This window comes from Vibrio sp. MED222 (genome assembly GCF_000153005.1).
Classification (GTDB): Bacteria; Pseudomonadota; Gammaproteobacteria; order Enterobacterales; family Vibrionaceae; genus Vibrio; species Vibrio tasmaniensis_A.
The window spans coordinates 32805-48045 of record NZ_CH902607.1 but is presented as its reverse complement, the minus strand read 5'-3'; the positions used below and the strand labels follow the sequence as shown (position 1 = coordinate 48045).

Annotated in this window: 12 protein-coding genes and 1 pseudogene; 5 read left to right on the top strand and 8 right to left on the bottom strand. The window is 43.0% G+C overall.

The window, feature by feature from the left end; genetic code table 11:
- Window position 1: 1 nt before the first annotated feature.
- The 4 genes from MED222_RS14485 to topA all read right to left on the bottom strand — a co-directional run bounded on the left by MED222_RS14485 (window position 2) and on the right by topA (window position 6940).
- A complete protein-coding gene (locus tag MED222_RS14485; protein WP_009846349.1) occupies window positions 2–799 on the bottom strand; it encodes an alpha/beta fold hydrolase in 798 nt (265 codons plus the stop codon).
- Between the two features lie 282 nt (window positions 800–1081).
- A complete protein-coding gene (gene glgA / locus MED222_RS14490; protein ID WP_009846348.1) occupies window positions 1082–2536 on the bottom strand; it encodes a glycogen synthase GlgA in 1455 nt (484 codons plus the stop codon).
- Window positions 2526–3755 (bottom strand): glucose-1-phosphate adenylyltransferase, encoded by a 1230-nt coding sequence (gene glgC, locus MED222_RS14495; protein WP_080518005.1) that lies wholly within the window; start codon window positions 3753–3755, stop codon window positions 2526–2528. Before glgC ends, glgA begins: the two co-directional genes overlap by 11 nt.
- A gap of 554 nt (window positions 3756–4309) precedes the next feature.
- Entirely contained in the window at window positions 4310–6940 is a 2631-nt protein-coding gene (gene topA, locus MED222_RS14500) for a type I DNA topoisomerase (protein ID WP_009846346.1), read from the bottom strand.
- Between the two features lie 439 nt (window positions 6941–7379).
- On the opposite strand from topA, the gene MED222_RS14505 reads away from it, so the two are divergent.
- Entirely contained in the window at window positions 7380–7625 is a 246-nt protein-coding gene (locus MED222_RS14505) for a YciN family protein (protein ID WP_009846345.1), read from the top strand.
- Window positions 7626–7703: 78 nt separating this feature from the next.
- Here MED222_RS14505 and aroA read toward each other — a convergent pair whose 3' ends face one another.
- Together aroA and MED222_RS14515 are read right to left on the bottom strand one after the other, a co-directional pair.
- Window positions 7704–8984 carry a 3-phosphoshikimate 1-carboxyvinyltransferase gene (aroA, locus tag MED222_RS14510; protein WP_009846344.1) on the bottom strand — a complete coding sequence of 427 codons (1281 nt, stop codon included), beginning with the start codon at window positions 8982–8984 and terminating at the stop codon, window positions 7704–7706.
- Window positions 8985–9146: 162 nt separating this feature from the next.
- Window positions 9147–9602, bottom strand: a complete 456-nt coding sequence (locus MED222_RS14515; protein ID WP_009846343.1) for a glycine zipper 2TM domain-containing protein — start codon at window positions 9600–9602, stop codon at window positions 9147–9149.
- Window positions 9603–9655: 53 nt separating this feature from the next.
- Between MED222_RS14515 and aat the strand changes: the two genes are divergently transcribed.
- From aat to infA, 3 genes are all read left to right on the top strand, one after another.
- Window positions 9656–10366: a leucyl/phenylalanyl-tRNA--protein transferase gene (gene aat, locus MED222_RS14520; RefSeq protein WP_009846342.1), complete on the top strand. Its 711-nt coding sequence runs from the start codon at window positions 9656–9658 to the stop codon at window positions 10364–10366.
- Window positions 10366–11064 carry an arginyltransferase gene (locus MED222_RS14525; protein WP_009846341.1) on the top strand — a complete coding sequence of 233 codons (699 nt, stop codon included), beginning with the start codon at window positions 10366–10368 and terminating at the stop codon, window positions 11062–11064. Before aat ends, MED222_RS14525 begins: the two co-directional genes overlap by 1 nt.
- Before the next feature lie 81 nt (window positions 11065–11145).
- On the top strand, window positions 11146–11364 hold the full coding sequence (gene infA, locus MED222_RS14530) for a translation initiation factor IF-1 (RefSeq protein WP_009846340.1): 219 nt from the start codon (window positions 11146–11148) through the stop codon (window positions 11362–11364).
- Between the two features lie 238 nt (window positions 11365–11602).
- Here the strand turns inward: infA and clpA are convergent.
- Both clpA and clpS read right to left on the bottom strand, forming a co-directional pair.
- Window positions 11603–13875 (bottom strand): annotated as a pseudogene (gene clpA, locus MED222_RS21455) (ATP-dependent Clp protease ATP-binding subunit ClpA).
- A 39-nt stretch (window positions 13876–13914) separates the two neighbouring features.
- Entirely contained in the window at window positions 13915–14235 is a 321-nt protein-coding gene (clpS, locus tag MED222_RS14535; RefSeq protein ID WP_009846337.1) for an ATP-dependent Clp protease adapter ClpS, read from the bottom strand.
- Window positions 14236–14824: 589 nt separating this feature from the next.
- On the opposite strand from clpS, the gene cspD reads away from it, so the two are divergent.
- Window positions 14825–15046, top strand: coding sequence for a cold shock domain-containing protein CspD (gene cspD / locus MED222_RS14540; RefSeq protein ID WP_009846336.1), 222 nt, complete (start codon window positions 14825–14827; stop codon window positions 15044–15046).
- The last annotated feature ends 195 nt before the right edge of the window (window positions 15047–15241 follow it).

The window sequence follows — 15241 nt, the reverse complement described above, 5'->3', positions numbered from 1 at the left end:
ATCACTGAATTTGCTTTTGGATAAAAGCGATAGATTGTTGATTGAATTCTTCAGGATTTTCTACATTACATACATGCCCACAGTTGGCAATTTCTACCAACTCGCTCGACTCGTGCGCTTCTACCATTTCTTTAACGGGTTTGATGAACATGTAATCGCGCTCGCCCATCAAATACAAAGTCGGAATCGGCAACTCCCTGTCTTTAAAGTATTTCATCAATGGGTTCACATCAGCCGTGAGGATAAACCAGCGCTTGAACTCTTTTTGGCACAGCTTTTTCGCTTCGCGGATAAACAGGTGACGTGATTCTTTCTGACTTTTTTGCGGCATCACAACATAAGCAAAAAGGCTGTATAGCCACATATAAGGAATGATGTGCTTACTCAGGTTTCCTAATTTGATTAAGACTTGAGATCGAGTGTTGAGTTTAGTGACAGCACCACCAAGCACCATCGAACGTACTCTGCTTGCCGCCAGTTCGGCCACGTTACGAACGATAATTGTACCCAAAGACATACCCACAAAGTGTGCGGATCGGATTTTTAGATGATCTAACACTTTAAGAATATCGAGCGTTACTGATTTGAACGTATAACGGTTCGAAATCAGATCTTTAAGTATGTTGTCTGATTTACCGTGCCCTCTCAAGTCAATGAGAAGCAAGTTGAAATGCTGCTTATACGCTTTGATCTGCTTAAACCAAATGGAGGAACTGCCCCCTGCGCCATGCACAAACACAACCCACTCATCACTCGTAGGGTGAGTAAATGTTTTATGAAATAATAAACTCTCAGACATACCTATCGCTTAATTTATTTATGGAGCTAAGCCTCATCACAAGGCGATGACTAAGGATATCACGCAATTAAGAATTTTAAGTGATAATAGTGTCAAACCCAACACTAGTCATGTGAATACCTGACCACCTTTTCTACCTGACTAAAATGAGTTTGCAAGCTTTGTCTTTGGAAACGTGATGTGATCTGACCAGAAAAAAAAAGGCACTCTATCAGCAGAGCGCCTTCTTTTATTATGAACAGTTGTTATTCAACAACTGTATTTTAAAGCTAAGTCAACAAGTTAAAATGCAGAATGGTACATCGCAAGATATTCTTCTGCCGCATCTTCCCAACTAAAATCTTGTTGCATCGCGTAAAGTTGAACGCGCTTAATTTCAGATGGATTTTGAGCATAAAGTAGTAATGAGCGATGTAATACCGCTAGTAATGCTTGCGGTGTTGGTTCTTCAAAAGCAAAGCCTGTTGCTATCTCGGGATCCTGATCGTAATCATTCACACTGTCCTTTAAACCACCAACAGAGCGCACAATAGGCAAAGTGCCGTAAGCCATGCTGTAGATTTGGTTCAAGCCACAAGGCTCAAATTCAGAAGGCATCAAGAAAAAATCAGAGCCCGCTTCAACCAAATGCGCTAGTTCATTATTGTAGGCTTCTACGAATGAGAACTTGTCTGAATGAAGTGCTGATAACTCTTTCAATTGACTCGCCAAAACCGGATCACCAGTACCGACAATCACGATCTGCAATTCGTTTTTCAAGAACTGCTCGATGATAGGCAGTAAGTAATGAACGCCTTTTTGGTTGGTCAGACGACAAACCATGCCATAAACCGCACAATCGGTAACGGGTAAACCAACATCTTGTTGCAGTTTTTGCTTACAAGCAGATTTTCCACGAGTCATGCTGTGTTTCGTTGCTTTGAATTTACGAGGAAGGAAAGCGTCTGTTTCCGGGTTCCAAGCTCCATAATCACAACCGTTGAGAATACCAAATAAGTCGGCCGAACGATGTTGGAACTCTGCTGCCATGCCATGGCTACCTAACTCCGTTTTCAGCTCTTCTGCATACGTTGGGCTTACTGCATTGACCTTATCGGCACACATCACCCCTGCTTTTAGCATGGTGACATGCGTGTCACTTACAGATGCTTCAGGCACATTGTAACTGTGCATCTCTGGCAGACATTGCAGTTCATCGTATGCGAACACCCCTTTGAAAACTGCATTGTGAATCGAGATAACACTGCGCGTATTTTCAAAGAATTCGTGTTGTTGATAACGTGATTTAAGCAAGAAAGGCACAAAGCCTGTGTGCCAGTCATTTGCATGAATGATATCAGGTTGGAACGCGAGCTTAGGAAGCATATCCAAACAAGCCGTACTGAAGAACGAAAAGCGCTCTCCGTTATCAGCATACGCTTGATTGTTCTCTGCGTACATTTCAGGACGGTCAAAATACTTGTCACATTCAATAGCGAAGATTTGAACACCTTCGACACTCAACTTTTTGACTTGATAAGCAGTATGAGGCCAATGATCGAGCTCGGTCGACAAAATCACTTCAGCTGAATCAATGTTTGGAATGTTTCTATAAGCAGGGATGGTCACTCGAACATCTTGTTCGAGTGTTTGTAACGCTTTTGGCAGTGCCTTGGCTACATCAGCCAAGCCACCACTTTTAATCAAGCCTTCAACTTCAGACGCTACAAAAAGTACCGAGAGAGTCTTAGTAACCAACTCGAGCTCCTTTGGAAATAACTACTACACCATCGTCAGAGACATGGTAATGCTTTTTATCTTCTTTCAGATTTACGCCAATCTGTGTTCCAGGTGCGATATCTGCATCTTTATCGACGATGACACGACGAAGTACGCAACCTTCACCCACTTTCACATCACCGAGTAAGATACTCTCACTAATATCACACGCTGATGCGATATTACTGCGGAAACCCAATACACACTTCTCAATGCGAGAGCCACGTACATAGCTGCCGTTACACACTAAGCTATCGATGATCTGAACACGGCCGTTTGCCGAATCAGTAAACGTAGCCGGCGGTAGTGGCGGATAGTATGTATGTAGTGGCCACTTGCGGTTGTATAGCGAGAATGGCGCATCTTTCTCAAGAAGATCCATATGAGCTTGCCAGTACGCGTCAATCGTACCTACATCGCGCCAATAAACTTCTTCTTTCTCACCAGTAATACGGTTAGTACTGAAGTCATAAACAAACACATCACCACGCGGAACCATGTTTGGAATGATGTCTTTTCCGAAATCATGTGTCGAGTCTTCTTTATCTGCATCTTCAACAAGTTCTGCGAACAACTCGTTAGCTTCAAATACGTAGTTACCCATAGACACAAGCGCAGACTCCGGGTCACCTGGAATTGGTTTCGGGTTAGCCGGTTTCTCTTCAAAACCAATCATACGTCCTTCAGCATCCACTTCGATAACGCCGAATTCAGATGCTTCAGCAAGCGGCATACGCAATGCAGAAACGGTTAAAGCCGCTTTCTTCTCTTTATGGAAATCAAGCATCTGCTTAATGTCCATTTTGTAAATATGATCTGATCCAAAAATACAAACTTGATCAGGTTCTTCCAACTGCATGAAGCGAAGGTTTTGATAAATAGCATCTGCAGTACCTTCATACCAACGCTTACCTGTACGCATTTGCGCAGGGATTGGGTCGATAAAACGGTCGGTTATACCACTGATATTCCAACCTTTTTTCATGTGATGGAACAGTGATTGTGACTTAAACTGTGTTAATACGTAGATCTTCATTAGATCAGCATTAACGAAGTTATTCAGAGCAAAATCAATTAAGCGGTAACTACCACCGAAAGGAACCGAGGGTTTGCTGCGAGATTCAGTTAAAGGTCTTAAGCGAGAGCCTTCACCACCAGCAAGAATCATTCCTAATACACCAGCCATTTTATTCTCCATATATTTATAGCTTGTCGATGTTAGTGCTCTAAGAGGTATCTTCCTCTGGGGGATGAGCACCAACACTTATTTCGGTACTTAACGAATATCCATCCACATGTAGTGAAAATATCCTAAGCCAAACGTTGTTAAGTGTGCACTATTGTTTGCACTTGGTTTTATATACGTTATCGACTTTCCGGTCGATTTCAATTTTTAATACGCCATTCTGTGTTATGTAAGCCGATTGCTTTCCTAAGACTTAAAGCAGCTCACATTACACTGTTTTTATGAAACATTAAGTTAACACTCGGAATACATCAGGTATACAACTAAAACCTGATCTGTGACTTACAATATTTTAATTAAGTTACAATCACGTTAAGGTTGCATAATTAAAGATTATTATCCATTTCATTTATTTCATGACCTGAATTTAACAAATAGACACAGGTAAGGCCGACGATCGAGAGACAGCATAATTAGTCATATTCAGATCAAAAAAAAAGCAGCCTAATGGCTGCTTTTTTCATCAATAAAATGTCAACCCATATCAGATCGGGTCACACATTCAGTTACTTCTCTTTAGGCTTTTTACGTTTATCCGTAACTTCCCACTTACCGTCGATGTACAAAGCGGTCCAACCTGAAGGTTTACCGTCCACTTCGGTACGAACGTAGTTTTCTTTTGTCTTACGACTAAAACGAACTACTGTCGGCTTGCCATCAGGATCAGCAACCGGTGCTGATGCCAGATACTGGAATTTAGGTGAGATACGGTCTTTAAAACGAACCAGCTCTTCCACTAATGGTGCACGTGTTTCACGTGATTTAGGGAAATTACTCGCGGCCATAAACAAACCAGAAGCCCCATCACGAAGTACGAAGTATGCATCTGAATTTTCACATGGGAGTTCAGGGAAATGCACTGGGTCTTCTTTAGGTGGCGCTACTTCGCCATTCTTCAGAATCTTACGAGTGTTCTTACAATCTTCACTCGTACAGTCCATGTATTTACCGAAACGACCATTCTTCAAAACCATGTCAGAACTACATTTGTCACACTCAACAAGCGGACCATCATAGCCTTTCACTTTGAATTCGCCGTGTTCAACCACATAACCTTCACAGTTAGGGTTGTTACCACACACATGCATCTTACGCTTATCATCGATCAGATAAGCATCCATTGCCGTTTCACAAATCGGACAACGCTTTTTCGCTCGAAGTGCTGCGGTTTCAACGTCTTCTTCAAGAACGTTGATAATACCGTCTTCATCACCAAGGTTAATGGTTGTCTTACAGCGCTCTTTTGGTGGAAGTGCATAACCAGAACAACCTAGGAATACGCCAGTCGAAGCTGTACGAATACCCATTTTACGGCTACAAGTTGGACACTCAATATCGGTTTCAACGATATGATTTGGCTTCATGCCACCAGCGTCTTCATCTAAATCGGCTTTTTCCAAATCGCCTGTAAAGTCTTCGAAGAAGTTATCTAGCACGCCTTTCCAGCTTGCTTCGCCTTCTGCAATTTGGTCTAACTTCTGCTCCATACGAGCCGTAAAGTCATAGTTCATTAGGTCATTGAAACTGCCATCTAGACGGTCAGTAACAATTTCACCCATCTTCTCAGCATAGAAACGACGCTGTTCAACTTTTACATAACCACGGTCTTGAATCGTAGAGATGATTGATGCGTACGTTGAAGGACGACCAATACCACGCTTCTCAAGCTCTTTAACTAGCGCCGCTTCAGTAAAACGGGCTGGCGGCTTAGTGAAATGCTGTTTAGGGTCTAATGCGATTAGGTCTAGCTTTTCACCAACCTGTACAGCAGGAAGAATCGTATCTTCATTTTTACCCATTGGACGTTGAACGCGAGTCCAACCATCAAACTTAAGAATACGGCCTTTCGCTTTTAACGTGTACTCATCAGCTTTAACGCTTACCGTCGTTGAATCGTATTGCGCAGGTGTCATTTGACATGCAACAAATTGATTCCAAATCAGCGAGTAAAGCTTGTGTGCGTCCGCGTCTACGCCGTTTAGGTCTTCAGACTTAACATCGACACTCGAAGGACGAATCGCTTCGTGAGCCTCTTGTGCGCCCTCTTTGCTGCCGTATACAAGCGCTTTCGGTGGAAGATATTGTGCACCAAACTCAGAACCAATGTATTCACGTGCGGCTTCTACAGCTTCTGAACTCAAGTTGGTCGAGTCAGTACGCATATAAGTGATGTAACCCGCTTCATACAAACGTTGAGCCAACATCATGGTTTTCTTTACGCCGTAACCAAGACGTGTGCTCGCCGCTTGTTGCAGAGTCGACGTGATGTAAGGTGCAGACGGCTTACTCTTAGTTGGGCGGTCTTCACGTTTACATACTTCGTATTGCGCTTTTTCTAAAACGCTTACTGCAGCTTGTGTTTGCGCTTCATTATCAGGTTTAAACGCAACACCGTCTTTTTGAGCGACTTGCAGTCTGAAATCTGTTTTCTCTGCCGTTTTGGTATCAGCATGCACATCCCAGAACTCTTCAGGGATAAAAGCGTTGATCTCGCGCTCACGTTCAACCAGTAGTTTTACAGCTACAGATTGAACACGGCCAGCGGATAGGCCTCGTGCTATTTTTTTCCAAAGCAGTGGTGACACCATAAAGCCAACAACACGGTCCATAAAACGTCGTGCTTGTTGTGCGTTTACGCCGTTGATATTTAGCTCGCCTGGAGTTTCGAAAGCTTGCTGAATAGCATTTTTAGTGATTTCGTTAAAAACCACTCGTTTGTATCGCGTTTCATCACCACCGATGATCTCACGAAGGTGCCATGCGATAGCTTCTCCTTCGCGGTCCAAATCGGTTGCGAGATAAACATGGTCTGCGTTCTCAGCCAGTTTTTGCAATTCAGCAACGACTTTTTCTTTGCCCGGTAAGATTTGGTAATTCGCTTCCCACTCTTGATAAGGGTTGATACCCATCTTTTTAATAAGCGCTTTGCGATCTTTTTCTTTCTTGATACGAGCTTTATCTTCTGGGCTCATACCCTTGGTTGAAACTGCAGCAGCCTTTTGACCTGTACTTTGACCCGCCGTTGGTAAATCACGAACGTGACCTACACTCGACTTAACGACAAAGTCTTTGCCAAGATATTTATTGATAGTTTTAGCCTTGGCTGGCGACTCCACTATAACGAGCGATTTACCCATATTGACTCTAACGTCCTTAATCACGATGCTTCAACACCAACAATTTTACTTGTGGGCTTTTACGCATGATATTCTAAATTCATTGCTTCTTTTTTTACTATTGTGCGAGATTACTAGAAGATCAACCGCTTTTTTCAAAATTGGATCTGATCGCTCGACAATTCGACGACTCATAGAGAAAAGAGTCACAATACAAAGAAGCTATAAAGTACTCACTAAGAATACTTGCAAGAGCCTATTCATCAGGCATTACGTCTAAACGCGCTCATACTAAGCTTGTCGGCGAATCTAACGCGAGCCCCATTCAATTATTTTTGTCATAAATCACAAAATAAATTGTGGATGTTTGAAAAGACTCTCTTAATCGGTTGTGAAATCATTGAATTTCTAGTTCGACACCATAAACTCAACGTTATATTCAGTTATCAGAGATAAACTCATGACAAAGAAAGTAATAGCAGAATTTGATTTACTGCTTATCGCAAACCAAATTATCCAATCACATGATGACTACATTGAAGGCATGCGCGCAAACAGCGTAGTAGAAAAAGACGATGTACTCATTTTCAAAGGTGAATACTTCTTAGACAACAACGGAATGCCGACAGAAAATACAACCGCGGTATTTAACATGTTTAAGTACTTGGCGCATCACCTTTCGAAAGAATTTACAATTCAGCAATAATTAAAAAGCTTGCCATCTAGGCAAGCTTTTTTGTTCCTGGACCTTTATATACTTATCATTTTTATAGACTTAGTATTTTTATAGACTCAGCATTTTCAGCTTATCGAAGTAGTCAGGGAATGTCTTGGATGTACAACCTGGATCATTGATCGTCACCGGGGTGTCACTCAAAGCAACCAATGAGAAACACATCGCCATGCGGTGATCATCGTAAGTATCAATCGCCGCGTGCGTCAGTTCAGCCACAGGGTTAACAATGATGTAGTCTTCACCCTCTTCCACCTCAGCGCCTACTTTACGTAGTTCTGTTGCCATTGCCGCTAAGCGATCCGTCTCTTTCACACGCCAGTTGTAAACATTGCGGATTGCGGTTGTTCCTTTAGCAAACAGAGCCGTTGTCGCAATTGTCATCGCCGCATCTGGAATATGGTTATAGTCCATATCAATGCCTTTTAGCTCACCACAACGAGAGATAACGTAGTCATCACCCCACTCGATTTCAGCACCCATTTTCTCAAGTGCATCAGCGAATTGGATATCACCTTGGATACTGTTTTTGCCAATACCTGTCACTTTAATCTCGCCACCTTTGATAGCAGCGGCTGCAAGGAAATATGACGCAGATGATGCATCACCTTCAACCAAGAAATCACCGGGTGCTATGTAAGATTGCCCAGTTGGAATCACAAATTCTTGGTAGTCACTGTTGATAACATCCACACCAAATTGCTTCATGATATGCAGCGTAATATCGATGTAAGGCTTAGAAACCAATTCACCTTCGATTTTGATGGTCACTTCGCCTTCAGCTAAAGGTGCAGCCATCAAAAATGCCGTCAAGAATTGACTAGAGATAGAACCATCGATAGAAACTGTACCACTCTTTAGCCCAGTACCCGTGATCTTCAGCGGTGGGTAATTTTCGTTCTCTAAGTATTCGACGTTGGCGCCGGCCTCTTGCAGAGCAGTCACTAAGTGACCAATTGGACGCTCTTTCATACGTGGCTCACCAGTAAGAACGTATTCACCGCGACCTAAACAAAGTGCAGCAGCCAATGGACGCATTGCTGTACCCGCGTTACCTAAGAAAAGCTCTAGGGCTTTGTCACTTGAGAATGCACCACCAACACCTGTCACTTCACAAACTGTTTTGTCTGCAGACAACTGATAATCAACACCTAACTGTGTTAATGCATTCAACATATGACGAATGTCATCACTGTCTAGTAAGTTTGTTAGGCGAGTTGTTCCCGTTGAAAGTGCAGCCAAAAGAAGCGCACGATTAGAAACACTTTTTGAGCCAGGTAGGTTAACTTCCCCGCTCACTTTCTGAATTGGTTGTAACGTAAGGCTTTCCATTAGTTCTTATAGTCCTTGTACCACCCGAAGTCACTGGCGCGTATTTATTTTCGGGTGATGAATAATTCTTCGTACTTGCAGACTAACGAACTTTTCCGACGAACTCCAGAGCTAATCCCCTCAATAAAGGCGATTAATTAGCCAACCAAACACATTTGTATACTAGTACACTAGATCAACTCGAACGCCATCTGAAAAATAGAGAATCCGCACATCATCACCTCTATTGAACAACATCGAATTGTCAACGTCTTGAATGATGTTAACCAGATTGTCATCCTTGGTTTTAACCAATAATTCAACGAGTTTATATTCCACCCGATATTGCGTATTGCCGCGATTACGAGCGATCCCCGCCCCCGCTACAGCACCAACCGCCGTTGCGACTTCTTTACCTGTGCCGCCACCAAACTGATTACCAACCAAACCACCAATTGCCGCACCCAACAAGGTTTCCCAACCATTCGCTTTCGACTCTACGATCTCCTGTTGGGTAATGTACCTGACCGTATCAACCTCACCGTAAACGACCTCATTCACTGGTCTGGCTTGGTTTCTGTTGTAAGCTGCATTTGCCAACATGGGCAAAACAAGTAAAATCCAAAGCAACTTCTTCATGGTAAAACTCCTAAAGACCTCTTGGTCAGTGATTAATCTGTAATGCGGTACTTATGACTATATACCTAACCGAACTTGATACTACTAGTATAGAGTTTCCTTCGCCCTTCGACGCGCTTGATGAACCCAACGGTCTACTCGCGTTCGGTGGTGATTTGTCACCCATACGAATTCTGAACGCTTATAGCCAAGGTATATTTCCATGGTATGGCCCAGGTGAGCCTATACTTTGGTGGAGCCCTGCACCGCGAGCGGTATTTAATCCTAAGACATTCGAACCGTCAAAAAGTCTTAAAAAGTTTCAAAGAAAGCACAATTACCGAGTCAGCATCAACCAAGCGACGGACAAAGTAATTGGTTATTGCTCTTCACTAAGGCCCAAAGAAGAAACCTGGCTAAACAGCGACATGCAGTCAGCCTACCGCAAACTCGCTTCATTAGGTTTCTGCCACTCGGTTGAGGTTTGGCAAGATGATGAACTGATCGGCGGACTTTACGGCTTACAAAGAGGCCAAGTCTTTTGCGGTGAATCGATGTTCAGCCTGAAGACTAATGCCTCTAAAATTGCGCTATGGTACTTTTGCGAGCACTTTACACAATTCGGCGGACAACTCATTGATTGCCAAGTCATGAACCCACACTTGGAATCCTTGGGCGCTATCGAGGTTGATAGGGATGAATTCCTGAGTTCTCTTCGATTACTCAAAGAAACGTCCGTTAACGATGCATGTTTTAAAAAACAATGGCTAAAGGAAATGCCTTAATGAATCCAGATTTACAACAAATCAGAATTGGATTAACAGACAATCACGCTTGCAGTTACTTACCCCACCTCGAAGAAAGAGTGGCAGTCACGCTTGATGAACACATGCACACCGCAGATAACTATGAAGTTCTGCTTGCGAATGGATTTCGCCGCAGTGGAACAACCATTTATAAACCACATTGCGATAATTGCTCATCGTGCCAAGCGATTCGACTGTCGATTCCCGAGGTCAAGTTTTCCAAGAGCCAACGACGAATACTCAACAAGGCCAAAGCGCTGCGTTGGGAGCTGAAAGATGAAATGGATGACAACTGGTTTGACTTGTATAGCCGCTATATAACCGCTCGCCACCGTTCGGGAACCATGTATCCACCGAAGAAAGAAGAGTTTCTGCATTTCTCTAAAAATGAATGGCTTGTTACAAAGTTCATGCACATCTATGATGAGGGGCAGTTAGTCGGCATTGCCGTTACAGACATCATGTCTCACTGTACGAGCGCGTTTTATACCTTCTTCGACCCTGATATCGACATTTCCATGGGAACTCTTGGCGTTCTATTCCAGATCCAACATGCCCAGAAAGAACAAAAACAATGGTTATATTTGGGTTATCAAATCGATGAATGCCCTGCGATGAACTATAAAGTACGATTTCAACGTCATCAAAGGCTAGTAAATCAGCGGTGGCGAGGGTAGAATACGCGACAACTTTACATATTTTGATTTTAACGGCACAATCAAGCCGTTGAAAACCGCCAAATTTCGAAAGAGGATTAGATGGCTAAAGAAGACGTAATCGAGATGCAAGGCACTGTCCTTGATACTCTACCAAACACAATGTTCCGTGTTGAGCTTGAAAACGGTCACGTAGTGACAGCACACATCTCTGGTAAAATGCGTAAGAACTTTATCCGTATTCTTACTGGTGATAAAGTAACTGTTGAGATGACTCCATACGACCTTTCTAAAGGCCGCATCGTCTTCCGTGCTCGTTAATTTTTAATTACCGAATACGATAAGAAGCGGAGCCCTCAAGGCTCCGTTTTTTATCGCCTGAACTTTTTACCACTCCAACAACACCAACCTAGCATCTAGCATCTAGCATCTAGCATCTAGCATCTAGCATCTAGCATCTAGCAAGCATAAAAAAACGCACAACCAAAGTCATGCGTTTAATATCGTGATTAACTGTACTCAGTGCTCTTTATAAGCCGTTAGTGTTTAAGAAGTATGCCTAATGCATAACCTCTTCTTTCGCACCAACATAGATGAAATCCAGTTCGTCTTTTTTCAGAGATACTTTAACCGTACCGCCGTCAACCAAACTTCCGAACAGCAACTCATTAGCAAGAGGCTTTTTAAGCTTCTCTTGAATCACACGTCCCATCGGACGAGCGCCCATGGTCTTGTCATAGCCTCTTTCAGCTAACCAATGACGAGCATCCTCAGAAACCTCTAAAGATACACCACGAGCGTCCAGTTGGACCTGAAGCTCAACAATGAACTTATCAACAACTTGACTGATCACACTTGGATCAAGGCTGTTGAACCAGATGATATTATCAAGACGGTTACGGAACTCAGGAGTAAATACCTTCTTGATTTCACTCATTGCGTCTGGCGCATGATCTTGTTGGATCAAACCGATCGATTTCTTCTCGGTTTCTGCAACACCAGCGTTGGTCGTCATCACTAGGATCACATTGCGGAAATCTGCTTTGCGACCGTTGTTGTCGGTTAGCGTACCGTTGTCCATCACCTGTAATAACAAGTTAAAGATATCTGGGTGTGCCTTCTCGATCTCATCAAGTAGCACAACAGAGTGTGGGTTCTTGATAACAGCATCGGTTAGCAGACCACCTTGATCATAACCAACATAACCAGGAGGCGCACCGATCAAGCGGCTTACCGAGTGACGCTCGCCGTACTCAGACATATCAAAGCGCAGAAGCTCAATACCCATCAATTTAGACAGTTGAACAGTCACCTCTGTTTTACCGACACCAGTAGGGCCAGCAAACAAGAATGAACCAACAGGTTTATTGTCTGCTCCCAACCCTGCACGAGTTAGCTTGATCGCTTCGCTCAATACATCGATCGCTGGGTCTTGTCCGAATACCAACATTTTCATGCGGTCATCCAGTTTCTGCAGCGTATCTTTGTCTGAAGACGATACTGACTTCTCAGGAATACGCGCCATTTTCGCAACCATTGACTCAATATCAGCCACGCTTACCGTTTTCTTACGACGACTTGCAGGCGCCAAACGACTACGAGCACCCGCTTCATCAATAACGTCAATCGCCTTATCTGGAAGGTGACGTTCATTAATATACTTAGCAGACAACTCCACAGCGGCACGTAACGCTTTGTTGGTGTACGTACTTCGTGGTGAGCTTCGTATTTTGGCTTCAAGCCAATCAGAATTTTGGTTGTATCATCTAGCGATGGTTCAACAATATCGATTTTCTGGAAGCGACGAGATAAAGCACGCTCCTTCTCAAAAATACTGCTGTACTCTTGGTAAGTGGTTGAGCCAATACAACGTAATTTACCGCTGCTTAATAGCGGTTTAATTAGGTTTGCCGCATCCACCTGACCACCCGATGCTGCACCCGCACCAATAATGGTATGGATCTCATCGATGAACAGGATAGCGTCTTCTTCTTTCTCGAGTTGCTTCAGAATCGCTTTAAAGCGCTTCTCAAAGTCACCACGATATTTCGTTCCCGCAAGCAATGAACCAATATCCAAAGAGTAAATCACGCTGCTCTGAATGATTTCAGGGACTTGGCCTTCAACGATGCGCCATGCAAGACCTTCAGCGATAGCAGTTTTACCCACACCCGCCTCTCCCACTAATAGAGGGTTGTTCTTACGACGACGACACAGAACTTGAACGGTACGTTCTAGCTCTTTGTCACGACCGATGAGTGGGTCAATGTTACCTTGCTTCGCTACTTCGTTAAGGTTGGTCGCAAAATTTTCTAGACGATCTTCTGAGTTAGCTTCTTCGGCATTCTCTGCACCACCAAATGAATCAGGAGATGAACCGCTATCGCCTTCATTGCTGCCTTTGGTAATACCGTGTGAAATAAAATTCACTATGTCTAAGCGGCTGATGTCGTTTTTCTTAAGAAGATATGCCGCGTGAGATTCTTGCTCACTAAAAATAGCCACAAGTACATTTGCACCTGTTACTTCGCTGCGACCTGAAGATTGAACATGAAAAACAGCGCGCTGAAGTACTCGTTGAAAGCTCAGCGTGGGCTGGGTTTCACGAGTCTCGTCGCTTTCAGGGATGAGTGGGGTCGTTTGGTCGATAAAAATATCGAGCTCATTGCGAAGAGCATCGAGATCAGCCTGACAAGCTTGGAGCGCTTCCTTGGCCGCATCATTTTCTAATAATGCTAGTAGGAGGTGTTCGACAGTCATGAATTCATGTCGCTTGTCTCGCGCACGAGAAAATGCGCCATTTAAACTCGTCTCTAATTCTTTATTTAGCATAAGTACCTCCTAAGGGAACAACAGTGTTGTTCGAGCAATTTACACTTGCTCCATTGTACATAGTAGCGGATGCTCATTTTCCTTTGAGTACATCGTTACCTGCGCTACCTTTGTTTCCGCTATTTCAGCACTGTATGTGCCACAAATAGCTTTACCTTCATAATGAACCTTGAGCATCACTTCCGTTGCTTTTTCGATATCTAGTGAGAAAAATCGCTCTAGGATCTCGATTACAAAGTCCATGGGCGTGTAGTCATCGTTATGTAATACAACGTTATACATTGCCGGTGGCTTTACTTTCGTTCTCTCTTTCTCCAGTAAATCTGAGCCTGGAGATGCCCATTCAAAGTTTCTGCTCATATTAGCTTTGCTAAGGGTTATTTTTCGGAAGTAGTGAATGTTTAGTTAACTCAAATTTACCACATTCACGCATTACGGTGTACTAAGAAACTGCACCAAGAAACAGTACCAAAAAATATTCCTCTATACTGAGCCTAATCCACCATTTCCATCGCTGCAAATAAAAGATCTCGATTAACAGGATTAACATATGTGATTGATTAAAAAGACACCACAACTATTGATGGTGACGATAAGATCGTCGTTAAGTTACTATTTAGTTAATAGTATGCAGCCAATCTCGAATGTGATTTGTTATTAAAATTGATCATTTTTATACCAATTTGCTATTGACTGTACTCAATCATTAGCTACATTGGAGCTAAAAGGTTTTTCTGATACAACTTCGTAACACGATTCTAAACCTAGTAATAAGCGTTAAAAATTTATAATAAGGAATAATTACGCAGGGTAGCGTTAATTTCCGTAAGCAATGTATGAGATTCAAGCTATCAGCTGAAATTGTTTAGTTGATAGGAATAATATCAATCGAACTTACATTGATTTGATATAACAACGTTAGTAACAAAATGCATGAGGGATGTATAGCATGGCTACAGGTACAGTAAAATGGTTTAACAATGCCAAAGGGTTTGGTTTTATTTGTCCAGAAGGTGAAGATGGCGATATTTTCGCGCACTACTCCACAATACAAATGGAAGGTTATCGAACCTTAAAGGCAGGTCAACAGGTCGATTATGAAGTAGAAAGTGGACCTAAAGGCTCCCATGCTAGCTCCGTTGTTCCTGTAGAAGGCAGCGCCGTAAAATAGGCGATTGCCAAACATGTAGACCTCTATCAGTCTTAATAAACGACTGTCAGGTAAGCAGAACATTGAAACCGCTCATTTCATACCTGTAATACAGGCTTAAATGGGCGGTTTTTCGATCTGAGAGCTAAAAGCTATTCACCAGTACAAATCGTCCGAGAGATCCCTTTAGCAGGTCTAGGTCTAGGTCTAGGTCTA

Excerpts from the sequence above, each read along its gene's own strand:
- aroA (WP_009846344.1), bottom strand. The coding sequence starts at position 8,984 with ATGGAAAGCCTTACGTTACAACCAATTCAGAAAGTGAGCGGGGAAGTT.
- MED222_RS14525 (WP_009846341.1), top strand. The coding sequence starts at position 10,366 with ATGAATCCAGATTTACAACAAATCAGAATTGGATTAACAGACAATCAC.
- MED222_RS14485 (WP_009846349.1), bottom strand. The coding sequence starts at position 799 with ATGTCTGAGAGTTTATTATTTCATAAAACATTTACTCACCCTACGAGT.
- cspD (WP_009846336.1), top strand. The coding sequence starts at position 14,825 with ATGGCTACAGGTACAGTAAAATGGTTTAACAATGCCAAAGGGTTTGGT.
- glgC (WP_080518005.1), bottom strand. The coding sequence starts at position 3,755 with ATGGAGAATAAAATGGCTGGTGTATTAGGAATGATTCTTGCTGGTGGT.
- infA (WP_009846340.1), top strand. The coding sequence starts at position 11,146 with ATGGCTAAAGAAGACGTAATCGAGATGCAAGGCACTGTCCTTGATACT.
- MED222_RS14515 (WP_009846343.1), bottom strand. The coding sequence starts at position 9,602 with ATGAAGAAGTTGCTTTGGATTTTACTTGTTTTGCCCATGTTGGCAAAT.
- topA (WP_009846346.1), bottom strand. The coding sequence starts at position 6,940 with ATGGGTAAATCGCTCGTTATAGTGGAGTCGCCAGCCAAGGCTAAAACT.
- MED222_RS14505 (WP_009846345.1), top strand. The coding sequence starts at position 7,380 with ATGACAAAGAAAGTAATAGCAGAATTTGATTTACTGCTTATCGCAAAC.
- clpS (WP_009846337.1), bottom strand. The coding sequence starts at position 14,235 with ATGAGCAGAAACTTTGAATGGGCATCTCCAGGCTCAGATTTACTGGAG.
- aat (WP_009846342.1), top strand. The coding sequence starts at position 9,656 with ATGACTATATACCTAACCGAACTTGATACTACTAGTATAGAGTTTCCT.